The sequence below is a fragment of the Orrella sp. JC864 genome, from assembly GCF_037026685.1.
In the GTDB taxonomy this organism is placed as follows: domain Bacteria; phylum Pseudomonadota; class Gammaproteobacteria; order Burkholderiales; family Burkholderiaceae_B; genus Orrella.
Genome location: NZ_JBANET010000027.1, coordinates 17,350 through 41,517, shown reverse-complemented (window position 1 = coordinate 41,517; position 24,168 = coordinate 17,350). Strand labels below are relative to the sequence as shown.

Here is a 24,168-nt window from a genome sequence, read left to right as displayed (position 1 = left end):
GTTCAGGCGGCCAGCTTGGCCGCCGTCCGGGCCACCAGCTCGCCCTGGAAGCGCGCACCTTCCAGTTCGTTGCCGCTGGGCTGGCGCGAGCCGTCCCCGCCGGCGATCGTGCTGGCGCCATAGGGCGAGCCGCCAGTCACCTCGTCCAGCGTCATCTGGCCCTGGAAGCTGTAGGGCAGGCCCACCACCACCATGCCGAAGTGCAGCATGTTGGTGATCAGCGAGAACAGCGTGGTCTCCTGCCCGCCGTGCTGGGTGGCGCTCGAGGTAAAGGCCGAGCCGACCTTGCCATTGAGCGCGCCCCGGGCCCACAGGCCGCCGGTGCGGTCCAGGAAGGCCGCCATCTGCGAGGACATGCGGCCATAGCGCGTGCCGGTGCCGATCACGATGGCATCGTATTGCTCCAGCTCCTCGACCCGCGCCACAGGAGCGGGCTGGTCCAGGCGGTAATGGGACTTGCGGGCGATCTCCTCGGGCACCGTCTCGGGCACGCGGCGGATGTCCACCTGGGCGCCGGCCTTGCGGGCGCCCTCGGCCACGGCATTGGCCATTTTTTCGACGTGACCATAGGACGAGTAGTAAAGCACCAGGATTCTGGCCATGCGACCTCCTTCGTTCACACGCTGGGCGATCGCCTCAAGATAGCCTAGCGGCCGGCGTCCAGGCGTAGGCCAAGGCAAGCATGTGCAACAGCTTGCGAGCGCCGGGCCACGCCCGCCGCCCAGCCGGACGTTGACGGGTTGTATGCAATTTTTGTTTAATGGCTGCGCCTTCCCCTTGCCGGCCTACCCCAGATGCAGCCCTTACGCTCCGACTATCCCCGCGACCTGATCGGCTACGGCCGCAAGCCGCCGCAGGCCGACTGGCCCGGCGGGGCGCGCATCGCGGTGCAGTTCGTACTCAACTACGAGGAAGGCGGCGAGAACTGCGTGCTGCACGGCGATCCGCAGTCCGAGCGGTTCCTGTCCGAGATCGTGGGCGCCGATGCCTACCCGGACCGCCACCTGAGCATGGAATCGGTCTACGAATACGGCTCGCGCGTGGGCGTCTGGCGCATCCTGCGCGAATTCGAGCGGCGCGGCCTGCCCCTGACCGTATTCGGCGTGGGCATGGCGCTGCAGCGCCATCCCGAGGCGGTGCAGGCTTTCATGGAACTGGGCCACGAGATCGCCTGCCATGGCTGGCGCTGGATCCACTACCAGAACGTCCCGCCCGGGATCGAGCGCGAACACATGCGCCTGGGCATCGACAGCGTGCGCCGCCTGACCGGCGGCGTCTGGCCGCTGGGCTGGTACACCGGGCGCGACAGTCCCAACACCCGCGCGCTGCTGGTCGAACATGGCGGCATCGAATACGACAGCGACTACTACGGCGATGACCTGCCCTTCTGGACCGAGGTTGCGCGCGGCGACGGCAGCCGCACGCCGCACCTGGTCGTGCCCTATACGCTCGATGCCAACGACATGCGCTTTGCCACGCCGCAGGGCTTTAACACCGGCGGCCACTTCTTCGAATACCTGCGCGACACCTTCGACGTGCTGTACGCCGAAGGCCAGGACACCCCGCGCATGATGTCGGTGGGCATGCATTGCCGCCTGCTGGGCCGGCCCGGCAGGCTGGCCGGCTTGCAGCGTTTCCTGGATCACATCGGCCGCCACGACCGCGTCTGGGTCGCGCGCCGCATCGACATCGCGCGCCACTGGCGCGACCGCCACCCCTGCCCGTTCCACCACCCATGAAGATCAAGATCGTCAATCCCAACACCACCTGGAGCATGACGGACAAGATGCAGGCTTGCGCCCGGCAGGTAGCGGCGGCCGGCACGCAGATCCTGGCGGTCAGCCCCTCCATGGGACCGGTGTCCATAGAATCCCACTACGACGAGGCGCTGGCGGTGCCCGGGCTGATCGAGGAAATCCGCAAGGGCCAGGCCGAAGGCTGCGACGCCTACGTCATCGCCTGCTTCGGCGATCCCGGGCTCGATGCCGCGCGCGAGCTGGCCAGCGGCCCGGTGATCGGCATCGCCGAGGCCGCCATGCATTGCGCCAGCCTGCTGGGCACGGGTTTTTCTGTGGTGACCACGCTGGGCCGCACCTGCGGGCAGGCCTGGCACCTGGCCGAGCGCTACGGGATGACTCGTTTTTGCCGCAACGTGCGCGCCTGCGAGCTGCCGGTGCTGGCGCTGGAGGAGCCGGGTTCGGACGCGCGGCGCATCATCGAGGCCGAATGCCGCCGCGCGCTGCACGAAGACAGGAGCGACGTCATCGTGCTGGGCTGCGCCGGCATGGCGGACCTGGGCGCGGCGCTGGCGCGCGAACTGGGCGTGCCGGTGGTCGAGGGCGTCTCGGCCGCGGTCAAGCTGGCCGAAAGCCTGGTCGCGCTAGGCTGCAAGACGTCCAAGCGGGGCGACTATGCCGCGCCGCCGCCCAAGCCTTACGAGGGCGAGCTGGCGCGGTTTTCGCTGCAGGCGCGGACGGACTAGCCGCGGCGGCTGGCGGTCCAGCTGCCCGAGCCGCCTTCGGTGCCATTGATGCTGTCGCCCTGCACCTGGCCGCTGTAGCGCACGCCGTTGACTACGAAGCTGATGCGCGTGCCGTCCACGCGGCCCTCGGTGATCTGGGCATCGCCCAGCTTGCCCGAGATCATCTGGTATTGCTGCGTCAGTGCCAACGGCTGGCCGCCCAGCTGCCACTGGCCCTGCACCTTGGCCGGCACCACCCACAGCAAGGCGGTGCAATAGCTGCTGCAATCCTGCGTGACGGTTTCGGAGGCGTCAGGCTCCCAATCGCCCATGCGGAAGGTATTCGAGACGATGCGCGTGCCCGGCTCCAGGTCCAGGATGGTGGGGCGCAGCTTCTCGTTGATGCTGGGCAGCAGGAACATGGTGATCACGTCCGCCTGCGACAGGTCGGTCTCGAAGAGGTCGGCCGTCTCGAACGTGGCGCGCTCGGAAACCCCCGCCTTGGCGGCGTTGCGGCGCGCCAGCTCGACCATGTCGGGGTTGTATTCGATGCCCTTGGCGGTCAGGCCGCGCTGGGCGGCGGTAATGACCGTGCGGCCGTCGCCCGAGCCCAGGTCCATCAGGCGGTCCTGGGGAGTGACCTGCGCCAGGTCCAGCATTTTCTCGACCACGGATTGCGGCGTGGGCACCCAGACCACGTCCTTGCCGGATTGGCCCACGTTGGGAACGTACTCGGCGGCGGGCTCGGCGGACGCGGCGCCGGCCTGCTGCGCCTGCCCGGCCAGCGGAAAGGCAAGGGCCAGCGCCAGGGCGCCGGCCCGCAGCAGCGCCTGGCGGCGGCCGGAAAAAGAAACGCGTAGAGATTCGATCATGCTATGACTTCCTGTACGGGATCTGATGGAAGCGGCGGTGCCACGAGCCGCCCCTGGACGGGCCGGCCCGGCTGCGCACCACCGCCAGGCGGAGTATTTAGGAATGGACGATGCCTCGCGAGCCTTGCTCGGACCGCGCGCAAGCGTTCAAGTTCCTTTCAGCCACGCCCGCCTCAGCCGCCCTTGCCCAGGTGCTGGCCGAACCAGGCCAGCATGCGCCGATAGCCGTCCTCGGCCGGCTCCTTGCGGTAGCTGGGCCGGTAGTCGGCATGAAAGGCGTGGGGCGCATCGGGATAGACCACGAACTGCGATGCCCTGGCCGCCGGCGAGCCTTCGGCCAGCGCCTTTTTCATCGCATCGACCGAGGACAGCGCAATGCCGCTGTCCTGGCCGCCATACAGGCCCAGCACCGGGGCATGGAGCTTGCCGGCGACGTCCACCGGATGCTGCGGCTGCAAGGCGCTTGGGTCGCCCACCAGCCGCCCGTACCAGGCCACGCCGGCCTTGACGCCGGGATTGTGCGCGGCATACAGCCAGGTGATGCGCCCGCCCCAGCAAAAACCCGTGATGCCCAGCCTGCCGGTGTCGCCGCCGTGCTTGCCGGCCCAGGCCACGACGGCATCCAGATCGGCATAGACCTGTTCGTCGGGCACCTTGCTGACGATCTGGCTGAGCAGCTGGGAGACTTCCTGGATCTTCGAGGGATCGCCCTGGCGCGCGAACAGTTCGGGCGCGATCGCCATATAGCCTTGCTGCGCGAGGCGGCGGCAGACATCCTTGATGTACTCGTGCACGCCGAAGATTTCCTGCACGACCAGGATCACCGGCGGCTTGCCGCCCTTGGCCGGCATGGCGCGATAGGCCGGCAGCTTGCCGTCGGCCACCGCAATGGCGACCTCGCCGGCCTTCAGGCCGTCGTCGCTGGTCTTGATGGCGGTCTGGGCCACGGCCGGGCCGGCCGCCAGCGCAAAGCCGCTGGCCAGCGTGGTGGCAAGAAAGCCGCGGCGATCCAGCGCCAGCGGCGGCAGCAGGCTGTCGAACTCGTCGTCGTTATGTGGCATGGCAAAGCTCCTGGCAAGTTGAAGAACGTGACGCAATGCACTGCTAGACGAAAGGCGGCAAGCGCCGGCGGTCATCCCCGCCGGGCGGTCCAGCCCGAGCCTTCGATGGCGTCGCCCTGGACGCGGCCGGTATAGCGCCGGCCGTTGACGGTGAACGTGATATCGCGGCCATTGAGACGCGCATCCGAGATCGGCGCATCGCCCAGGCTGCCGCTGAGCTGCTGGTACTTCTGCTTGAGCACCAGCGGCCGGCCATCGAGCCGCCAGCTGCCTTCGACCTGGGCCGGCACGACCCACAGCAGGGCGGTGCAATAGGTGTGGCAGTCGTCATCGACCTCGGCCGAGGCGTCGGGCTCCCAATCGCCCATGGGGAAAGTGTTGGAGACGACGCGCGTGCCCGGCGCAAGCCCGAGCAAGGTCGGCCGCAGTTCCTCGTTGATGGTGGGCAGCAGGAACAAGGTGATCACATCGGCCTGCGACAGGTCGGCCTCGAACAGGTCGCCCTGCAGGAAGGTGGCGCGCTGGGATACGCCGGCGTTGGCGGCGTTGCGCCGGGCCAGCGCCACCATGTCGGGGTTGTATTCGATGCCCACGGCGGTCAGGCCGCGGCGCGCGGCGGTGATGACCGTGCGCCCGTCGCCCGCGCCCAGGTCGATCAGGCGGTCCTGGGGGGTGACCTGCGCCAGGTCCAGCATCTTGTCGACCAGCGTCTGGGCGGTGGGCACCCAGATCACATCCTTGCCGTCCTGCCCGACCTCGGGCGTGAAGTTGTCGGCCGCCTGGGCCGCCGCTGCGGCGGGCAGCGGCAGGCCCGCGGGCGCCAGCGCCCAGAGCGCCAGTGCGCAGGCCAGCGTGGCCAGCCGCGGGCGCGCGGCCGCCCGGAGGGAAAAATCGAGCATGACGGATTCCTTGTCCATGAGGGAAAGCCGCGGGACATGGCAAGGCGTCCCGCCGGCAAGCCGGTCCTTTTTACAGGACAAGCGCCGCAGCAATCCAGTCCCCGCATGGAGGAAAATACCCGCCCGGACCGGGCGGCGGCCTTGCGGGGCTCAGGCGGCGATGCGCGCCTGGGCAGCCTGCGGCTCGCGCTGGTGCGCGCGAAAGAACGGCAGGGCGCGCGCCACGGCCAAGTCGATGCGCGCCTGCAGGGACGGCGAGCAAATCCGGTAGTCGCTGAAATCCGCATCGGTGGCATAGACCCCGATAGGCAGCGTCACGCTCTGGAAAAAGCTGAACAAGGGCCGCAGCTGATGATCGATGACCAGCGCGTGGCGGTCGCTGCCGCCGCAGGCAGCCAGCAGCACGGGCGTATCGACCAGCGCATCCTGGCCGACCAAGTCCAGCAGGTGCTTGAGCTGGCCGGGCAAGGCGCCGCGATAGACCGGCGAGACGACGATGAGCAGGGCCGCCGACTCGATGGCCTGCAGCACGGCCTCGGCCTCGGGCGCCAGTTCGCGGCGCGATTGCGCGGCGCCGCTGACGCGCGCGATGTCGCCCAGGTGGATCAGCTGGCTGTCGATATGCAGATGCCGGCCGAAGCCATCCAGCAGGGATTGCGCCAGCACCAGGCTGCGGGAGGGAAGGAAGGTGCTGCCCGACAGGGCGACGGCTTTGAGGGTTTGGGTCATGGGCGCACTCAGTCCAGCTGGATGCCGGCCTGCGCGGCCAGCGCCTTCCATTGCGGGATCTCGCGCCGCACGACCTCGTCCAGCGCCTGCGCCGTGCTGCCCACCGCCACCGCGCCCTGCGCCAGAAAGGCCTGCTGCACGGCCGGATCGCGGCCCGCGGCCACCAGCGCATCCTGCACCTTGCGGATCGCCTCGGGCGGCGTGGCCGCCGGGGCGAACACGGCATACCAGGAATCCACGTCAAAGCCCGGCACGGTCTCGGCCGCCGCCGGCACCTCGGGCAGCACGGGCGTGCGCTCGGCGGTCGAGACCGCGATGGCCTTCAAGCGCCCTTCCTTGACGTGCTGGGTCACGGCCGGCAGGGACACCCATAGCAGCGGGATCTGGCCGCCCAGCACGTCCACCACCGCCGGCCCGCCGCCGCGGTAGGCCACGTGCATGAAAGGCAGGCCGGTGCGCTGCTTGAGCAGTTCGCCGGCGATGTGGCTGGGCGAGCCGGTGCCGGCCGAGCCGTAGGGGATCTCGGTGCGGCTTTGGCGCGCGTACTCCAGCAGCTCGGGCAGCGTCGAGGGAGCAAAGGACGGATGCGCCACCAGGATCTGCGGCGCCGAGGCCACCAGCGACACCGGGGCGAGGTCCTTCTCGGTATCGAACGGCAGCTTGCTGTAGATGGCCGGGTTGATGGTGTGCGAGGACAACGTGATCAGCAGCGTGTGGCCGTCGGGCGCGCTGCGCACGACGTGGTGCGTGCCGATGGTGCCGCCCGCTCCGCCGCGCGTCTCGATGATCACCGGCTGGCCCAGCGCGCGGGCCAGCGGTTCTTGCAGGATGCGCGCGGCCACGTCGACGCTGCCGCCGGCCGGATAGGACACCACCAGCGTCACGGGCTTGCTGGGAAATGGCGCCGCGTGCGCACAGGCCGCGGACAAGGCCAGCGCGGGCAGCAGCCCATGCGCGGTGCGGCGCAGCGCGCGGGCCAGGCGCGCGGCACGGGAAAGCGGACGGAGGACGGAATGGCGCATGGCGGCTTCGCGGCAGGAAAGGAAGCGGCATTTTTAGTACAGCGCCCGCCGGCCCGTCCAAGACCGGCTGCGCATTAGGATAAAGCCCCAGGAAATATCGGCGCGGCGTATTCAGGCCGCCCGCCACGCCCGCGGCGGTATCTGGACGATGGCGCTTTCCCGGGCCGGCTGCCCCTGGCGCAGGTGCCGGACCAGGTCTGCCGTGGTCGAGCGGCGCGTCAGCATCAGGCAGCTCACCTGCCCTTGCGCCACGCGGGTGGCATGCCAGCAGCCCGGCCGCATGCAGATCCCCTGCCCCTGCGGCACGGCAAAAGCCGCCAGGGTGCCAAGCGCCGGCGCGCCCGCCGCGTCGCTGGCGGCCACCACGTGAACCACCGGGCCGGTCAGCGGCACGATGGCCTGCTGGGTAAGCAGATGTTTTTCCAGCTGGCCGACCTCGGCGCCGCTGCGGTAGTTGACCCACAGGACCTCGACCTCCCCGTCCGGGCCCGCGTCAAAGGCATGCTCGTGCCAGAAGTCGGTGGCGGCGTTGCTGAAGGCCGGCACGGCCTGATGCGCGGGATAGGGCTTGCCCAGCATCCAGCCGTAAGGCGCGAAGGCTTCGGGCGTCAGGGCCTGGACGGCCAGGGGGGCGGAAGACGGCATGGCATGGACTCGGTATGCGCCCGCAAAGCCGGGCGCACGCAGCATACTCCGGCGCGGGTTGCACCTGGTAGCGAAGCCCTACAGGCGCATCGGACGCGTTCCCGTACATTGTGCGCTTGGCATCGGACGACGGGATAGATGGGACGCGCACTGGCCCTGGGCAGACTGGTTTGGAAGGACGAATTGCGCCTGGCGCTGCAGACCGTGGCGGCGGTGCTGCTGGCCTACCACGTGGCGCGCTGGCAGGCGCTGCCGGACCTGAGCTGGGCCGCTTTCTCGGCGCTGTTCGTGGTGCGCGCCAGCGCCGAGGGCACGGTGGGCGAAGCCGGCGCGCGCATGCTCGGCGCCCTGGCGGGCGTGTGCATCGGCGTCACCTTCGCGCTGCTGGCCAACGGCCTGCTGGACCAGACGGTGTCGATCCTGGCCGGCGTGGGGCTGATGAGCTATCTGGTGGCGCGCAAGCCGATCCTGAGCTATGGCCTGGTCACGGCCGTCATCCTTACCGTGACGCCGGACCCCGACGTCATCACCGGAGCCTGGGACAAGGTCGTGGCGATCGGCACCGGCTCGCTGTGCGGCGCCTGCGCGGGCCTGACCGTGCTGCCCATCTCGGCCCGCCGCCGGGCGCGCAACAAGATCGCCGAATCGCTGGAAATGCTCGGCGAACTGGCCAGGACCTGCACCGCCACCTTCATCGATTGCCGGGCCAGCCCGCGCCAGGAGGGCTATTCCACCGTGGACCCGTCCTCGGAGACGGCGCGCGAGATGCTGGCGCAGGCCCGCGCCGGCTTGCTGCATCGGCGCAGCGCCCGCCCGGCCGGCCAGGTGCTGGCCCGGGTGGACGGCCTTTGGCGCACCGTGCCCCTGCTGGACAGGGCCACCCAGCTGCCGCTGTCGGAGACGGCTTGCCAGGCCGTCGGCCACGCCTTCGAGGCGCTGGCCCAGGCCTTCGCCCAGGACATGCGCAGCCTGGCCGCCGCGCTGCGCCAGCGCCGCGCCCCGCATGCCAGCCTGCGCACCGGGCCGGCCATGCAGGAACTGGAAGACGCGCTGGCGCGCCATGCCCTGCCCGACACGGACCGCGAGGCCGCGCGCATCACGCGCTGGGCCTGGCGCCAGCTGATCCACGAGCAGCGGGCGCTCGAACGGATGCTCAGGCAGGCGCACGAGAGCTAGCGCCCGGCCGGGGCGGGGTTCTCAGGCCTGCCCGGGCTCGCCGGCGGCGCCCGCCCGGTGGCGCTGCGCCAGCCACTGGCGCAGCGCCTCGGGCGGCAGCGGCCCGGAGAACAAATAGCCTTGCAGCACCGGACATTGATAGTGCCTCAGGAGCTCGTGCTGGGCCGGGGCCTCCACGCCCTCGGCGACCACCGTCAGGCCCAGGTTGCGCCCCAGTCCTATCACCGCGCTGACCAGGGCGCGCAGCCGTTCGTCCTCGAGCGACTTGCCGACGAAGCTGCGGTCTATCTTGACCTCGGTCACCGGCAGCTGCACCAGGTTGGACAGGCTCGAATAGCCGGTGCCGAAATCATCCACCGCCAGGCCCACGCCCAGCGCGCGGATGGCGTCCACGGCCTGCAGCATGCCCGGCGTCAGGGCCATCATGCTGCCTTCGGTGATCTCGATGGTCAGGCAGCGGCCCGGCAGCCCGTAGTCGTGCAGCAGGCTTGCCACATAGGCCGGCAGGTCGTCCTCCTGGAAATTGAGCGGCGACAGGTTGACGGACACGGCCGGCACCTGCAGGCCCTCGGCGCGCCACCGGGCCAGCTGCCGGCAGGCTTCCCGCAGCGCCCAGCGGCTTAGCGACTCGATCTGGCCGACCTCCTCGGCCAGGCCGATGAACCTGCCGGGAGGCACCGCGCCGAACTCGCCGTCGTGCCAGCGCGCCAGGGCCTCCAGGCCGTGGATGCGCTCGCTGCCGGTGTAGACCTGCGGCTGGTAGTGCAGGCTCAGGCGTCCCTCGGCAATGGCGCGCTTGAGCGCCGCGCCCAGCAGCAGGCGGTCGCGCGCGGCAGGGTTTATCCGCGGTACCCGCAGCTCGAACGTGCCGCCGCCCTTGTCCTTGGCCGACTGCATGGCCGAAGTGGCGGCTGCCAGCAGGCTGTCGCGGTCGCGGCCGCCTTCCGGATAATGGCTGATGCCGATGCTGGCGCCGAGATTGAGCGTATGCCCGCCGATGGCCATCGGCTCCTGCAGGCACCGCTGCAGCATGCCGGCCAGCCAGCTGGCCCGGATCTCGTCGCAGCGCGCCACGACGACGAACTGGTCGCCGTGCATGCGCGCCAGGAATTCGCCGCCGTGCAGGTGCCGGTGCAGCCGGTTGGCCGTCACCACCAGGGTCTGGTCGCCCGCGGCGTGGCCCAGGGTTTCGTTGATGTCGCGAAAGCGGTCCAGGTCGACGACCAGCAGCGAAAACCCCTCGCCGTCCGCGCCGGCGCCTTGCATCTGCGCATCCAGGTGGCGCAGCAGGTTGGCCTGGTTGGGCAGGCCGGTCAGCGCATCGAACAGCACCAGCCTGGCGATCTGCTGGCGGTTCTCCTCGCGCTCGATGGCCAGCACGCACATGTGCACGCCCGCCTCGGCGATGCGCTGGAGCTTTTCCTGCGGCCGCACGCCCTGCCGGAAATAGAAGGCGAAGGTGGCGGCCACGCTGCCGTCGCGGCGCTTGACCGGATAGGTCCAGCAGGCCCGGTAGCCGTGCGGCAGCATCACCTGCCTGTAGGGCGCCCACAACGGATCGGTGGCGATATCGTCCACCATCACCGGCTCGCCGCGGTACGCCGCCGTGCCGCAGCTGGCCACGCCCTCGCCGATCTCCATGTCCTGGAAGAAGGCGCCGTACTCGTCGTGAAAGCTGGGCGCGGCCCACGGGCGCATCCGGTTGCCGGAGATCAGGCACACCGACACGCGCACGCCGGGGGAGATATCCTCGATGCGGCGGCAGATGTAGTTGCCCAGGTCCTGGAACGACAGGTCGCTGGTCAGCGCTTGCAGGACGTCGCGCTCCATGGCGCGGATCTGGCGGTCTTCGTGCGCCAGCGCCAGGCCCTCGGGCAGGCCGGCCTCGTGGTTTTCCTGCATGCTCAGCGGCCTCTGGGGATATGGCGGGCGGCCCGGGCGGGCGCGCGGCATGCTTCTTGCCGCAAATCCAAAAGCAGTTGATTATAAAAGCGCGCCTCGCCCCCGCCGACACCCGGCTGCCGATACACTGTCACACACAGGTAGACAATGCGGATAGAAGATCTGGAAATCTTCCTTGCCACCGTGCAAACCGGCAGTTTCACCCGCGCGGCGGAGAAACTCAGCCTGTCCAAGCAGTACGTCAGCCGCCGCATGGACGCCCTGGAAGCCTCGCTGGGCGTGCAGCTGTTCGTGCGCAATACCCGCAGCCTGCGCATCACCGACCTGGGCCACGAGCTGCGCGCCCACGCCCAGCACATCCTGGGCGCGGTGGGCGCGGCCGAGCGCGCCATCTCGGAACGGCGCGACCGCCTGCAAGGCCGGCTGAAGATCACCGTGCCGATGTCCTTCGGGCTGCGCTATCTTGCGCCGGTGCTGTCGGGATTTTCCCGGCAGCACCCCTCGGTCCAGCTCCAGGTCGAGGTCAACGACCTGTTCGCCGACCTGATCGGCGAGGACTTCGACATGGCGCTGCGCATCGGCCGCCTGCCCGACTCCTCGCTCATCGCGCGCAAGCTGGGCGAGCTGCCGATGTACGCCTGCTGCAGCCCCGACTATGCCCGCCGCCACGGCGTACCGGCCACCCCGCACGAGCTGGCCGGCCACCAGTGCCTGCTCTACGGCCGCGAGGGCCAGAGCGGCTGGCAGTTCAACATGGACGGCAATCCGCTTACCGTGCCGGTGCAAGGCCCCATGGTGGCCAACAACGGCGAGTTCCTGTGCGATGCGGCCCTGGCCGGCTGCGGCATCGCCTTCCTGCCGAGCTTCATCGTGGAGGCCCCCATCCAGGCGGGGCTGCTCGTGCCCGTCCTGCAGGCCTACAGCCCGGCGCCGCTGCAGGTCAGCGTGGTCTACCCGCATCACCGGCAGGGCTCGCTGCTTGTGCAGACCCTGTTCGACTTCATCCGCCTGAACCTGCCGGCATCCAGCTTCGCGCCCCGCGTACTGCCGTTCGAGGCGCAGCAGGACGGCGTCCGCCAGGCGGGCTAGAGCCCCGGCGCCGCACCCGGCCCGCCGGCCCGCCCCGGCAGGCCTTGTCCTACAGCAGCCCGGCCTTTTGCGCCACCTGCCGCCACTGTTCCAGCTCCTTGCCGATCCGCTCGGAGAAAGCCTGCGGCGTGCCGCCGCCGGGGGCGATCCCGCGCTCGGCCAGCACGCCTTGCAGCGCGGCGTCCGCAAGCGCTTCGTCCAGCGCCGCGTTCAAGGCCTGGACGATGGGGCGCGGCGTGTCCTTGTTGGCCATGATGCCTATCCACGCGCCGCTCAGCAGCTCCGGATAGCCCTGCTCGGCCGTGGTCGGGATATCGCCGGTCTGCGCCAGCCTGGCCGGCGCGGTCACGGCCAGCGCCTTGAGCTTGCCGGCCTGCACCAGCTTCATGGTCGCGACCGGGGAGTCGAAGGTGAAATGCACCGTGCCCGCCAGCAGGTCCGGCATGGAGGCGCCGCTGCCGCGGTAGGGCACATGCAGCGCATCGACTTGCGCCAGCGTCTTGAACCATTCTCCGGTCAGGTGGATGACGGTGTGGTTGCCGAAGGACGAATAGCTGTATTTGCCGGGATTGGCCTTGAGCAGCGCCACGAACTCCTTCATGTCGCTCACCGGCAGGGAAGGCGTGGCCACCAGCAGGTAGGGCCATTCGCCCACCAATCCCACCGGGGCCAGGTCCCGCCGGGGGTCGTAGCGCAGCGCCGGGTTCACGGCCGGCCCCACCACGATTTCGGACGAAGCGGCCACCAGGAAGGTGTAGCCGTCCGGTTCGGCGCGCATGACGGTCGCCACGCCGATGGCGCCGCTGGCGCCCGAGCGGTTCTCGACCACGACCTGCTGCCCGAGCTTGCCCGTCAGGCGGTCGGCCAGCAGCCGGGCCACCGTATCGGCGCCACCGCCGGGCGGGTAGCCCACGATGAAAGTGATCGGTTTGGCCGGCCAGGCGGCCTGGGCATGCGCGCCCCCCAGCGCCGGCAGCAGCGCCGCCGCCGTCCATGCGGCCAGGCCCAGGACCGCGCCCGGCAGGCGCCACGCCCACCGGCGCAAGCGCCCGGCAACATTATCCACACTCCAAGAGATCCGGTTCCCCTTCATGGCTTTCTCCATAAACAGACTGGTCTACTTGTCTCGCTCCGGGAATCGGCGATTCCCTTCGTGCCCTGCACGGTCCTTCAGTCCTGGGCGCGCTGCTCCTGCAGCAACTGCTGCGCGCCCAGCTGGTTCAGGCGCCTTCCCACCCTGGCGCCCAGCGAGTGCGGATCGGTGAAACCCGAGCCGTCGCTCACGTGTATCGAGGCCTTGCCGTCGCCGGCAATGACCACCGCTTCTATCCGCAACATGCCGTCCGCGATCCAGGCATGGCAGCCGATGGGCGAATCGCAATGCCCGTTCAGCGCCTTGAGCACCGCCCGCTCCGCCTGGGCGCAGTAGGCCGCCTGGCGGTCGCTGATGGCGGCAAGCAAGCCCGCCAGGTCGGCGCGCGCGCGCAGCGCCTCGACCACGACGATGCCCTGGCCGGCCGCCGGACACATCTCGCCCACCGAAAAAACCCGCGAGATCCGGTGCTGCAGCGACAAGCGCTCCAGCCCGCTCTTGGCCAGTATCAAGGCGTCCACGCAAGGCGTCTGGCCGCCGTAGTTGAACTGCATCGGGATGCCCTGGTCCATCCGCTCGATCCGCTTGTCGGCCGCGCCGCGAAACGGCACGACGGTGGCATCGGGATACAGGCGCCGCGCGAAGGCCGCGCGCCGGACCGAGGCGGTGCCGATGACCGCGCCGGCCGGCAGCCGCTCCAGGCCCTTGCGCAGCACCAGGACATCGCGCGGATCGTCGCGGGGCAGGAAGGCGCCCAGCACGAACCGGTCGTCCACGTAGTACTCGGCGTTGCCCGGCATGTCCTTGAGGGAATGCATGGCGACGTCGACCTCCTGCCGGCACATCATCTCGCGCATGGCCGTGATGAACGCCCCGCCCTTGCCGCCCAGGGCGCTGAGCCGGCTCTTGAGATCCTTATCGGCCTGCGCCTGCCTGGCGACGATGCGGGTCTGCAGCGCCGGGGCGGCGCGCGATGCCGCCCCGGCCACCGCCTCGGCCTGCCGCAGCGCCATCTGGCTCTTGCGCGTGCCTATCCTCAATGGCCCGGCCGGCGCGGGTGCGCCGGCTTCGGTACGCGCGTCCTCATTCATATTGCGCAAACCCGGCGGCACGCCACTTCAGCGCGGCGGACAGGCCTTGCTCGCGCTTGATGCGGTCGAAGGCCTCGGCCTCGGGCGAGCCGATCGTGTTCATCATCGCCGCGGCCTCGGCGCCGTATTCGATGGCGTGGCGCAGCCCCATCATCTCGAAGGTGCGGTTGATGATCCGCTTGTTGGTGCGCAGGTATTCGAGCGACACCTGCGAGATGCGCCTGGCCAGCTTGAGCACCTCGCCGCGCAGCGCATCCTTGGCGAAGACATCGTCCACCAGGCCGATGCGCAAGGCCTTGTCCGCATCGAAGGTATCGCCGCTGTAGACCAGCGCGCGCGCCCGCGCGCCGATGATCCAGGGCATGATCATGGTGGCCACGCCGCTGGCGAACCTTGCCTCGGTCACGGCAAACCTGGCATCGTCGGCGCAATAGCGCATGTCGCAGCACATCGCCAGCTCCAGCGCGCCGGCCAGGCAATAGCCGTTGATCTCCGCGATCACCGGCTTGCTGCAGTCCCACACCGAATAAGTGAAGCGGTTGTCCTTCTGCATCCTCTGGTGCCATTGCCGGGCGCTGCGCTTGGGCTTTTCGCCGGACTCCTTGATGTCGTAGCCCGACGAGAACACCTCGGGCCCGCCCGTGACCACGAGCACCCGCACCGCCTCGTCCGCGTCCGCGCGCGCCACCGCGTCGATGAACTCGTCCACCATGCGCTCGCTCAGCGCATTGCGGCTGGCGCCCCGGTTCAAGGCGATGATGGCCACCCGCTCGTCCACGCTGTAGACGATATCCTGATACATGGCATTTCTCCTTTTTACCGCGCCTTCAGTGCCGCCGCTCGGCCAGAAAATCCACGCCCATGGCGCCTTGCGCGGAAACGATCAACGGATTGATCTCCATGGCGCCGAAGGCCTGGGCGAACTGCGCGCCGAAGCGGGAAAAGGCGACGATGGCCTGCACGGCGGCCTGCATGTCATACGGCCCCTTGCCGCGCACGCCTGCGATCAGCTTGGCCGCCACCGTCTCCTGCAGCATCTCGCGCGCCTGTTGCGCATCGACGGGGCCGCGCCGCATGCTGCTCTGGCGGCTGATCTCCACCAGCACGCCGCCCACGCCGACGATGATGAAACTGCCAAAACCCGGTTCGTTGCGTATGCCCAGGAACAGCTCCACCCCCGGCGCGGCCATCTGCTGCAGGACGATCTCGCCGTCCCGCGGCGCCAGTCCCAGCTCGCGGCGCTTGTCGTCCAGGGCCGCATACGCCTGGCGGACCGCAGCCTCGTCGCGCAGGTCCAGCAGCACCAGGCCCAGGTCGCTCTTGTGCGGCAGCGTCTCGGAGACCAGCTTCATCACGCAGGGCAGGCCCAGCTGCCGCGCGTGGGCGCCGGCCTGCTCCGCGCTCTGGCAGGACAGCGAACGCACCATCGGCACCCCGGCCTGCGACAAGGCCTCGAACCAGGCCCGCTCCGCGTCCGGCACCGGCGGCATGGGCGGCGGCGGCCCGGGCGGGACGGCCGGCTGCCGGCGCGCCGCCGTCCTGGCGATGCTGGCGATGGCCGACAAGGCGGGCTTCAGGCCCGACAGGTAGGGAATGTCACGGCGCCGCAGCTCGGCGTGCAGGGCGGCATGGGTGCCCCGGCCGGCCATGTTGTTGATGAAGACGAAGGTCTTGTCCTGGCGGAACTCGCCGGCCACGTCCGCCATGTCCAGCGCATAGGCCAGGTCCACCCCGCCGCCGGCTGGCGCGTCCACGCAGACCAGGATGTGGCGCAAGGCCGGATCGGCGGCAAGCGCCTTGACGATGACGCGGAAGTTGTCCTTGTTAAAGCCCAGCCCCCAGGCATCGACGGGGTTGCGGATGGTCGAGTACTCGGGATAGGCGGCGCGCATGCCGGCGATGGTCCGCTCCTCCAGCATGGGAAACCGCAAGCCCAGCGGCTCGGCCATATCGGCGATCAGGGCCGCCTCCCCGCCCGAGAGCGTCAGCGCGACCAGCCCCGGGCCGGGCGCGAACGCCGGCTGCGAGGACAGCAGTACGGCGGCCTCCAGCATTTCGTCCAGGTCGCGCACCCGGATCACGCCCAGGTCATGGAAGAACTCGTCGTAGAGCTTGTCATCGCCCGCCAGGCTGCCGGTGTGCGCCTGCACCAGGCGCCCGCCCGCCTCGCTGGTGCCCACCTTCAGCGCCACCAGCGCCTTGCCGGCGGCCCTGGCCTTGGCGGCCGCGCGCTGGAACCCTTGCGGGTCTCGCAGCGTTTCCAGGTACAGCAGCACCACTTGGGTCCGCGCATCGTCGGCCACGTGGTCCAGGTAGTCCGAGACGTCCAGCACGGCCTCGTTGCCGGCGGTGATGATGTAGGAAAAGCCGATCCCGCGCTCGTTTTCGCTGATGGCGATGGCGATCGAGCCGCTTTGCGTGATCACCGCGACGTTGCCCGGCACCAGTTCCCTGGCGATGCGCGGCGTCCACAGCGGCGTCTTGCGATGGACGTTGATCATGCCGATGTTGTTGGGCCCGCACACGGCCAGCCCGTAGCGCCGCGCCACCTCGGTCAGGGCGTCCTGGCGCAGCAGGCCTTCTGCATTGCCGTCGGCATAGCCGTTGGCATTGACGAACACCGCCGCGATGCCGCACCGGCCCGCCTGCTCGGCCAGGGCCACGCCCGAGCCCGCCGGCACGGCCAGGAAGGCGGCATCGACTTTCTCGGGCAAGGCATCCAGGTCCGGATAGCAGGCCAAGCCGTCGAGCTCCTGGTATTTGGGATTGACCGGATAGATGCGGCCCTCGTAGCCCTGGGCGCGCAGATTCGCGAGAATCTTCGTGCCGATGGCATCGCGCCGGGTCGAGGCGCCCACGATCGCCACGCTTTCGGGCGCAAGCAAAGCCTTCAGATTGTTGTTCATGCCGTATGTCTGCTGTTGTCCTGTTCCCCCGCTGGCCGGGCCCGCCTCAGATCGATATCTCGTCGAACTGTCCGTTGCGCCACTTGAGCGCGGCCTTCAGGCCCTGCGTGCGCGCGATCTCCACGAACTTGCCGCCCGCCTCGGTCTTGGCCGCATACAGCGGCGCCACCGCATCCAGGCCGGCCTGGATGCCGCTGCGAAAGCCCGAGATGTCGGCGCTTCGGGTCAGCGCCTGCTTGACCGCCTGCAGCGCCTGCGGCCCCACCAGCGCCAGGCGCCGGGCATAGTCCAGCGTGTAGGACTCCAGCTCGTCCTTGGCCACGACCCGGTTGATCATGCCGAAGTCCAGCGCCTGCCGGGCCGTGATCATGTCGCCGAAGTACAGCAGTTCGCGGGCGCGCTTCTGGCCGATGATGAACGGCATGACCAGCGCCGGCCCCGCTTCGGCAAAGCGCACCTCGGGTTCGCCGAACTTCGCGTCGTCGGCGGCCAGGGTCAGGTCGCAGAACATCGCCAGTTCGCAGCCTCCGCCCACCGCATACCCTTGCACCGAGGCGATCACCGGCTTGCGCATGTACCAGGGCGTCATCTGGAACTGGATGCCCGCGGTCAGCGTCTCGTGCCACTTCAGCGTGTCATGGCGCCAGGGATCCTTTTCCGGCTCCCCGCCGGTGATGTCAAAGCCCACGCAAAAACTGCGCCCGGCGGCCCGCAGGACCACCACGCACGTGCTTTCGTCGGCGTCGGCCTCGGCGAAGGCCTGCACCAGCTGCTGGCGCAGCGGCTTGCTCAGCGCGTTGAGCTTTTCGGGCCGATTGAGGGTGATGATCCCCACCTTATCCCGGGTTTCGTACAGAACCAGCTTGTCTTGCACAGATGCTCTCCTTGGTGATGTCTAGTCGCTGACCGTCAAGCCGACCTTGCGGACCACGTCGCTCCAGCGCCGCAGCTCGGCGTCGATGCGCTCGCGCACGGCCTGGCGCGAGCCGCCCCCGGGTTCCACGCCGCGCGACTGCAGCGCCTGGATCATTTCCGGCGAACGCATGATTTCTTCGACGGCGGCGTTCAGCTCGTCCAGCACCTCCTCGGGTGTGCCCTTGGGCGCCATCAGCCCGTTCCAGCCGCGCGCCACCAGCTCGGGGTAGCCCGCCTCGGCGCTGGTGGGAATCGAATCGTTGGCCTTCAGGCGCTCGGGGGCGGTTACCGCCAGGGGCTTGATCCGGCCGCTGCCGATCAGGCCCAGCACCTGCGCCGGGGAATCGAACATCAGCTGGATGTGGTTGCTCAACAGGGCCGGCACCGCGTCCCCGCTGCCCTTGTACGGCACCTGCAGCAGCTCGATGCCCGCCAGCAGCTGCAGCAGTTCGCCGGTCAGGTGGGTAAAGGTGTTCTGGCCATAGGACCCATAGCTGACCTTGCCCGGGTTCGCCTTCGCATAGGCCACCATCTCCTGGAAGGTATTGGCGGGAAACTCGGCCGAGGCGACCAGCAGATAGGTCGTCTGGCTGGTGACGGCCACCGGCTCGAAGTCCTTGCGGGGGTCGTACGGCAGGTTGCGCCGCACCGTGGGCACCACCGTCAGTTCGGACGAGGCCGACGCCAGCAAGGTATAGCCGTCGGCCGGCGCCCGGGCGACCGCCGAGGCGGCGATGGTGCCGCTGGCTCCTGGGCGGTTCTCGACGATGAAACGCTGGTTGTATTTCTTGCTCAGCTGGTCGGCCAGCAGGCGCGCCACCGTGTCGGCCCCGCCGCCGGGCGAATAGCCCACCAGCAGCGTCACCGGCTTTTGGCCCGGCCATTTGGCGGCCGATGCCGCGTGCAGCCCGGGCGGGGCCAGCAGCAGGGCGGCGCCCAGCGCCACCGCCCATCTCCGCACAAGGTATGCGGAAATCTTTTTGGACAATGTTTGCATTGTCTTTTCCCCTGTCTATCGTTCGTTTGTTTTCTAATAGACCAGTTTACTACTGACTGGCCACACGAACCGGCCTTGCGCATCCCTTGCCTGGTACTGCCCGGCGCGGCGTGCCAGGGCAGTATAGTAGACTAGTTTACTTGATTCAATACCTTTGCCAGCGATCCTGGCCCGGCGGGCAAGCCGATCCGCGAACCGGCCTAGAATCCTCTCTTCCATCCACTGACGAACCGTATGACAGCCACTCGATCCCTACCCAAAGGCGGCGGCCGCGCCAAAGGAGACACCCGCTCCGCACTCATCTGGTGCGGCGTCGAAATGTGCACCATCAAGGGTTTCCGCAACACGCGCATCGAAGAGGTCCTGAAGACGGCCGGCGTGCCCAAGGGGTCCTTCTATCACTACTTCCCCAGCAAGGAAGCGTTCGGCGAAGAAGTCATCCAGCAGTACGCCGACTACTTCTATCGCAAGCTCGAACGCTTCCTGGGCGAGGCCACGCAGCCGCCCGTCCAGCGCCTGCAAGCCTTCGTGCGCCATGCCCAGGAAAACATGGTGCGCTTCTCGTTCCAGCGCGGCTGCCTGGTCGGCAACCTCGGCCAGGAACTGGGCGATGCGAACGACGCTTTCCGGGCGCAGCTCGAACGGGTGCTGCAGTCCTGGCAAACCCGCACAGCCGCCTGCCTGGCCGAGGCCGTGCAGGCCGGCCAGATCTGCGCCGACAGCGATCCGCAGGCGCTGGCCGAATTCTTCTGGATCGGCTGGGAAGGCGCCATCCTGCGCGCCAAGCTGGCCAAGAGCGTGCAGCCCATGGAACGTTTTTCCGCCGTGTTCTTCGAGCAGATCCTGCGCGTGGGCGACCCGCGCCGACCGGCCGGGCCGGGCGCGGCCGGCTAGGGCGGCAAGGCCAGCGCGGCCTTGCAATGGTCCACGAACAGGCGCGCCGGACGCGACAGCGGCGCGCGCTTGAGCCAGGCGGCGACCAGGCACGAGCCGGGAACGTCCTCGGCGATGTCGATGCAGCACAACCGCTTGCCGTCGTAGGTCAGGTCCGAGCGCGGGCGGGTCACCAGCACAGAAAAGCCGAAGCCCTGCCCCACCATGCCGCGGACCATTTCGATGGACGGCGAGCTGAACGCGATGTTCGGCGACAGGCCCAGCGCCTCGAAGATGCGGATGAAGTACTTGCGGCTGGGCAGAACGTCGAGCAGGACCATCGGCTCGGTGGCCAGCTCGCGCAGCCGCACCTGCGCCTGGCCGGCCAGCCGGTGACCTTGCGGCAGCAACACATAGGGCCGTCGCGGCGGCGTGAGCGGGTCGGTGTCGATGGTGCCGTCCAGCTCGCTGTCGTAAAGGATGCACAGGTCGAAGCGCCCGCCCGTCATGCCCTGGATGAGTTCTTGCTGTTCGCCGTCGTGCAGGCGGATCGACACGCCCGGATAGCGGTGCCGAAAGCCCGCGATCAGGCTGGGCAGGTACAGCGGCGCGACGGTCTCGAAGCAGCCGATGTCGATCTGCCCGCTCAGCACATCGCTGTCGGCCAGCGCCTCGTGTTCGAACTCGCGCGCCATGCGCAGCAGCATCTGGGCCTTGCGGTGGAACCGCGCCCCGGCCGGCGTCAGCGATATGCCTTGCGCGGGATGGCGGATGCACAGCTGCACGCCGAAGCTGGTTTCCAGGCTCTTGATGGCGGCGGCTATGGCCGGCTGCGCGATGAACAGCTGGCGGGAGGCCTGGGCGACGCTGCCGCATTCGACCGTGGTGACGAAATACTTCAACTGGCGCAGGGTATAGGCAGCCACGCAGGTTCTCCGCTACTCGGACTGCCCCCGCGGCGGGCCGTCCAGCCGCGCGGTGCCGGCCCGCCATGCGCCGCCGCCTCGCCGCCCGGGCCCGTCAGGCGCAGTAGGGAAACAGATTTTCAGGCAGCGGCTGGCCTGGACGCAAGCTTTTGGCCAGTTCCGGGTAAGGCGGCGAGGTCTCGCCGCCGCGATCCACGTACACGGCCTCATCGCCCAGCCAGCGCGTCGAGATGACCCGGCGCGAATGCGTACGCGAGCGGTTGCCCGGCGCGCCGTGCACGGTCAGGAAATCGAAGGCCACGGCATCGCCCGGCGCCAGGTCCCAGCCCAGGATGCGGTACTGCTCGCGGTGCGCATCGATGTCCGGCATTTCCTCCAGGCCGTCCGAGCGCTGCTCGTAGCTGCCCGCGGTGAACTTGCGCGGCCGGAACAGCTTGCCCCAGCGGTGCGAGCCGGCGATGAATTCCACGCCGCTGTCGCGCGCCACCGGATCGAGCGGCAGCCAGAGGCTGACCGTCTGCCGCGCCGTGACGCAGTAGTACGGCTCGTCATGATGCCAGGGCGTGACCTTGTCGTTGCCCGGCTCCTTGACCAGCACGTGCTCGTGGAAGATGCGGGCGCGCTGCGAGCCCATGATCGCCTTGGCGATCGCCGCGGCCGGCCCTTTCAGGATGAAATCGCGATAGCCCGGCACGTTCTGCCAGTTGCAGTAGTCGCCAAAAAAGCGCGCCTGGCCGGGCTGGCTTGTATAGTCGCGAAAGTTCGGTCCCGGATGCGCTTCGTTGTAGGCCAGCGCCTCGCGCAAGGGTTCGATCCAATCGTTGAACAGGCCGCGCAGCACCACGGCGCCATCGCGTACGAAATCCTGGTGCAATTGCTGCAACATGGCGAAGTCTCCCAGATAGTGACAAGCCTGGCCCGCGCCCGCGCGGCCCGCCGTCTTGGCGGCGGGCTCGGCGGCGGCGCGTGCCGGGCATGCGGCTATCTTGGCCAAGCCCCCGGCTGGGCACAACCAGCAAATACATGGACTGAAGACAGGAAAAAGCTGTGTTGCCGCGCCTCGTTCCGGTGCCTGGCGCACCGCAGCGGGGATCACGCCGCGCCGCTGACCGTATCGCCGGCCGGCGCCTGCCCGGGCCCGCCCTCGGCACCGCCGCGCGCATCGCGTCCGGGCGGCGTCATGCCCGGGATGTACTCGTTGGAGATGAAGCTGCGGCAACGGTGCATGAAAGCCTCGACCACATGGCGCGGCTTCTGGCCGCACGCCCAGGCCAGCCCGAGCAGCATGGGGCGCGGCTGGCCCCGCAGGTGCACGCTGACGATCTTCTTGCCGTCCAGCGAATGGCTGGAGCGCGGGCGCACGTTGGCCAGCGAATAGCCCACCCCGTTGGCCACCAGCGAGCGCACCACGTCGGGGCTGGGCGAACGGGCGGCGATCAGCGGCGTGACGCCGGCCTCGTGAAAGAGCGCCAGGAAATAGTCGCGGCTCAGCGGCATGTCCAGCAGCACCATCGGGCGATTGGCCAGCTCCTTGAGCGTAGCAACTCGCCGGTAGGCCAGGGGATCGGTTTCGCCGACGATGACGTGAGGCGGCAGCGAGGCCAGCGGCTCGAAGGCGATGTCGGCCTGCGCCACGCTCAGGTCATAGGTGATGGCCACGTCGATGCGCGCCTGGCGCAGGCGCTCGATCAGGCCTTCCTGGTGATCCTCGACCTGCGTGACCTGCACGCCCGGATGCGCCCGCGCGAACCCCTGGCACAGCTCGGGCGCGACCAGCGCCGCCAAGGGAGTCAGGCAGCCCACCCGCAAGGGGCCGCGGATGGCGCCCTGCGCGGTATCGGCCACGTCGTACAGCGCCAGCGTCTGGTCCAGCAGGTGGCGTATCTGGCGCAGCACCTCCTGGCCCACCGGCGTGAGCGAAAGACCCTGCCCGTGATGGCGCACGAACAGCGCGACCGACAGCTCCGACTCGACGTGCGCGATCGCCGAGGAGATGGAGGAAGACGACACGTGGATGCGCTCGGCGGCCTCGGCGATGCTGCCGTACTCGGCCGCGGCGACGCAGTATTCCAACTGTCGCAAGGTCAGGCGTGTCAGCACGGGGCAAGCGCAAGATCGTCGCAAGGGCAAGGGAGGAGGAACACTATACCGCCATCCCCGCGGCCCCGGCCGCCACGGCCAGCGGCCGCCCCCAGTCGAAGTGCGCCTGCAGGGCATGCTGGCAGGGCGCGAGGCCGTCGCACGGCGGCGCCCCGGCAGCGGCCAGCTCGGCCAGGTAGCGCGAGTCCAGCACGTCGCGCGCATAGGCCAGCAGCCGGCCGGGCCCTGCCGCCTGCTGCGGCGCGGCATGGGCTGGCTCGTGCAGCGCCGCGCACAGCGCACGCGCCGCGGCGGCCGTCTCGCCCAGCCCGGCGCCGGCCAGCGCCAGGCCGGCATGCAGCAGGGACTGGTTGGGCATCATCAGGCCTGCGGGGCTGGGCTCGGCCAGCGTGATGGCGGCAGTCAGGTGCGCATGGATGGCCTCGCGGTAGGCGGCCAGCCGGACCAGCGCGCCCTGCGCCTGCGCTTCGGTGCCGGCAAGCCGCGCGGCCAGCAAGGCGGCGCCGGCCAGCATATCGGCCAGCGCCAGGCCCCGCTGCAGGCGGGAGAAGCCCGAATAGCGGCTTTGCGTGGCGCGCACGAACTCCACGGCCCCGGCATGGCGATAGAACAGCACCTGCTCCCAGGGAATCAGCGCATCGTCGAAAACGATGTCGGTCGGCACTTCGTCCAGGTGCCGCGCCAGCACGGACGGCTCGCCGTCCTGGCGCGCCGCGCCGCGGGCGCTGCAATGCAGGCCCACGCCCGGCGCGCCCAGGTCGCAGACGAATCCGACCGCCCGGGCGGCCGGCGCCCGCTGCGCTTGCCACGCGGCGCCGGGACGCACGAAGGCACGGTCGGCGTAGGCCGCGGCCGTATCGCGCGCCACGCCCCGCACGACGAGGCCCGCATCGGTATCGCGCACCACGTGCAGCGGCGCCTTGGCCTGGTCGCTGTCGGCGCAGACCAGGAACGGATCCTCGTGCAGCACATGGTGGATGTGGGCGCGCAGGTTGGCGCGGTAGGCCGGGTCCATGTCGTTGAGCACGTCCTGGCCGTCGAACAGCGACCACATCTCGCCCGCCGACTCGCTGCCCAGGCGCGCGGCCCAGCCGCCGGCCGCTTGCATCAGCGCGTCCATGGCGCGGCGCTTGTCCCACCAGTCCTGCTTGGTCAGCGGCAGCTTGTTGCCGATGGCATGCCGCTCGACGCCGTCATCGAAACTGAGCACGTCGCGGCTTGCCGGCGCATGCTGCAGGTCGTACAGCCGCGCGCGGGTATCCACCAGGGGCTTGAAGACAGGATGGGCGGCGACGTCCGCGACCCGTTGGCCATCGAGCCGGACGTCCCGGCCGTCGCGCAGGGACTGCCGGTACTGCTCTCCGGTTCTGATCACTTGTCCATCCTCTTGCCTGCCCCGGCGCCGCCCGCG

Annotated in this window: 23 protein-coding genes; 5 read left to right on the top strand and 18 right to left on the bottom strand. The window is 69.5% G+C overall.

Features of this window, described 5'->3' with window-relative positions; translation table 11 throughout:
- Positions 1–2 precede the first annotated feature (2 nt).
- Positions 3–602 (bottom strand): NAD(P)H:quinone oxidoreductase, encoded by a 600-nt coding sequence (gene wrbA, locus V8Z80_RS18990; protein ID WP_155195325.1) that lies wholly within the window; start codon positions 600–602, stop codon positions 3–5.
- A gap of 192 nt (positions 603–794) precedes the next feature.
- Here wrbA and puuE point away from each other — a divergent pair, with 192 nt between their 5' ends.
- Positions 795–1,739: an allantoinase PuuE gene (gene puuE / locus V8Z80_RS18985; protein ID WP_336063114.1), complete on the top strand. Its 945-nt coding sequence runs from the start codon at positions 795–797 to the stop codon at positions 1,737–1,739.
- Positions 1,736–2,482, top strand: coding sequence for an aspartate/glutamate racemase family protein (locus V8Z80_RS18980; protein WP_155195327.1), 747 nt, complete (start codon positions 1,736–1,738; stop codon positions 2,480–2,482). Before puuE ends, V8Z80_RS18980 begins: the two co-directional genes overlap by 4 nt.
- On the opposite strand, the gene V8Z80_RS18975 is transcribed toward V8Z80_RS18980, so the two are convergent.
- The 6 genes from V8Z80_RS18975 to V8Z80_RS18950 all read right to left on the bottom strand — a co-directional run bounded on the left by V8Z80_RS18975 (position 2,479) and on the right by V8Z80_RS18950 (position 7,689).
- Entirely contained in the window at positions 2,479–3,333 is an 855-nt protein-coding gene (locus tag V8Z80_RS18975; RefSeq protein ID WP_155195328.1) for an SAM-dependent methyltransferase, read from the bottom strand. The two genes, V8Z80_RS18980 and V8Z80_RS18975, sit on opposite strands and share 4 nt — an antisense overlap.
- A gap of 173 nt (positions 3,334–3,506) precedes the next feature.
- Entirely contained in the window at positions 3,507–4,394 is an 888-nt protein-coding gene (locus V8Z80_RS18970) for a dienelactone hydrolase family protein (RefSeq protein ID WP_155195329.1), read from the bottom strand.
- Between the two features lie 71 nt (positions 4,395–4,465).
- Positions 4,466–5,311 (bottom strand): SAM-dependent methyltransferase, encoded by an 846-nt coding sequence (locus tag V8Z80_RS18965; protein WP_336063113.1) that lies wholly within the window; start codon positions 5,309–5,311, stop codon positions 4,466–4,468.
- Between the two features lie 132 nt (positions 5,312–5,443).
- A complete protein-coding gene (gene msuE, locus V8Z80_RS18960) occupies positions 5,444–6,022 on the bottom strand; it encodes an FMN reductase (RefSeq protein ID WP_155195330.1) in 579 nt (192 codons plus the stop codon).
- 8 nt (positions 6,023–6,030) lie between these two features.
- Complete coding sequence (locus V8Z80_RS18955; RefSeq protein ID WP_155195331.1) at positions 6,031–7,044, bottom strand: tripartite tricarboxylate transporter substrate binding protein; 1,014 nt, start codon at positions 7,042–7,044, stop codon at positions 6,031–6,033.
- A gap of 111 nt (positions 7,045–7,155) precedes the next feature.
- Positions 7,156–7,689, bottom strand: a complete 534-nt coding sequence (locus V8Z80_RS18950; protein WP_155195332.1) for an ureidoglycolate lyase — start codon at positions 7,687–7,689, stop codon at positions 7,156–7,158.
- A 138-nt stretch (positions 7,690–7,827) separates the two neighbouring features.
- On the opposite strand from V8Z80_RS18950, the gene V8Z80_RS18945 reads away from it, so the two are divergent.
- Complete coding sequence (locus V8Z80_RS18945) at positions 7,828–8,865, top strand: FUSC family protein (protein WP_155195333.1); 1,038 nt, start codon at positions 7,828–7,830, stop codon at positions 8,863–8,865.
- A gap of 21 nt (positions 8,866–8,886) precedes the next feature.
- Here the strand turns inward: V8Z80_RS18945 and V8Z80_RS18940 are convergent, their stop codons facing one another.
- Positions 8,887–10,767, bottom strand: a complete 1,881-nt coding sequence (locus V8Z80_RS18940) for an EAL domain-containing protein (protein ID WP_336063112.1) — start codon at positions 10,765–10,767, stop codon at positions 8,887–8,889.
- A 147-nt stretch (positions 10,768–10,914) separates the two neighbouring features.
- Here V8Z80_RS18940 and V8Z80_RS18935 point away from each other — a divergent pair, with 147 nt between their 5' ends.
- Positions 10,915–11,856 carry a LysR family transcriptional regulator gene (locus tag V8Z80_RS18935; protein WP_336063111.1) on the top strand — a complete coding sequence of 314 codons (942 nt, stop codon included), beginning with the start codon at positions 10,915–10,917 and terminating at the stop codon, positions 11,854–11,856.
- Between the two features lie 49 nt (positions 11,857–11,905).
- On the opposite strand, the gene V8Z80_RS18930 is transcribed toward V8Z80_RS18935, so the two are convergent.
- The 6 genes from V8Z80_RS18930 to V8Z80_RS18905 form a co-directional block, all read right to left on the bottom strand.
- Positions 11,906–12,901 (bottom strand): Bug family tripartite tricarboxylate transporter substrate binding protein, encoded by a 996-nt coding sequence (locus V8Z80_RS18930; protein WP_336063110.1) that lies wholly within the window; start codon positions 12,899–12,901, stop codon positions 11,906–11,908.
- Between the two features lie 125 nt (positions 12,902–13,026).
- Complete coding sequence (gene hemC, locus V8Z80_RS18925; RefSeq protein WP_155195337.1) at positions 13,027–14,040, bottom strand: hydroxymethylbilane synthase; 1,014 nt, start codon at positions 14,038–14,040, stop codon at positions 13,027–13,029.
- On the bottom strand, positions 14,033–14,842 hold the full coding sequence (locus V8Z80_RS18920; RefSeq protein WP_336063109.1) for an enoyl-CoA hydratase/isomerase family protein: 810 nt from the start codon (positions 14,840–14,842) through the stop codon (positions 14,033–14,035). The genes hemC and V8Z80_RS18920 overlap by 8 nt, the downstream gene beginning before the upstream one ends.
- 25 nt (positions 14,843–14,867) lie before the next feature.
- Positions 14,868–16,946, bottom strand: a complete 2,079-nt coding sequence (locus tag V8Z80_RS18915) for an acetate--CoA ligase family protein (RefSeq protein ID WP_336063108.1) — start codon at positions 16,944–16,946, stop codon at positions 14,868–14,870.
- 46 nt (positions 16,947–16,992) lie between these two features.
- Complete coding sequence (locus V8Z80_RS18910; RefSeq protein ID WP_155195340.1) at positions 16,993–17,820, bottom strand: enoyl-CoA hydratase-related protein; 828 nt, start codon at positions 17,818–17,820, stop codon at positions 16,993–16,995.
- Positions 17,821–17,841: 21 nt separating this feature from the next.
- Positions 17,842–18,858, bottom strand: coding sequence for a Bug family tripartite tricarboxylate transporter substrate binding protein (locus tag V8Z80_RS18905; RefSeq protein ID WP_336063107.1), 1,017 nt, complete (start codon positions 18,856–18,858; stop codon positions 17,842–17,844).
- Between the two features lie 234 nt (positions 18,859–19,092).
- On the opposite strand from V8Z80_RS18905, the gene acuR reads away from it, so the two are divergent.
- Positions 19,093–19,752, top strand: coding sequence for an acrylate utilization transcriptional regulator AcuR (gene acuR, locus V8Z80_RS18900; protein WP_442952000.1), 660 nt, complete (start codon positions 19,093–19,095; stop codon positions 19,750–19,752).
- On the opposite strand, the gene V8Z80_RS18895 is transcribed toward acuR, so the two are convergent.
- From V8Z80_RS18895 to V8Z80_RS18880, 4 genes are all read right to left on the bottom strand, one after another.
- Complete coding sequence (locus V8Z80_RS18895; protein ID WP_336063105.1) at positions 19,749–20,657, bottom strand: LysR family transcriptional regulator; 909 nt, start codon at positions 20,655–20,657, stop codon at positions 19,749–19,751. The two genes, acuR and V8Z80_RS18895, sit on opposite strands and share 4 nt — an antisense overlap.
- Before the next feature lie 94 nt (positions 20,658–20,751).
- Positions 20,752–21,543 (bottom strand): phytanoyl-CoA dioxygenase family protein, encoded by a 792-nt coding sequence (locus V8Z80_RS18890; RefSeq protein WP_155195342.1) that lies wholly within the window; start codon positions 21,541–21,543, stop codon positions 20,752–20,754.
- Positions 21,544–21,749: 206 nt separating this feature from the next.
- Complete coding sequence (locus V8Z80_RS18885; RefSeq protein WP_336063104.1) at positions 21,750–22,757, bottom strand: LysR family transcriptional regulator; 1,008 nt, start codon at positions 22,755–22,757, stop codon at positions 21,750–21,752.
- 43 nt (positions 22,758–22,800) lie between these two features.
- The gene (locus tag V8Z80_RS18880) at positions 22,801–24,132 is read right to left on the bottom strand and encodes a 4-hydroxyphenylacetate 3-hydroxylase N-terminal domain-containing protein (protein ID WP_336063103.1); all 1,332 of its coding nucleotides are present in this window, start codon (positions 24,130–24,132) and stop codon (positions 22,801–22,803) included.
- Positions 24,133–24,168: the final 36 nt, after the last annotated feature.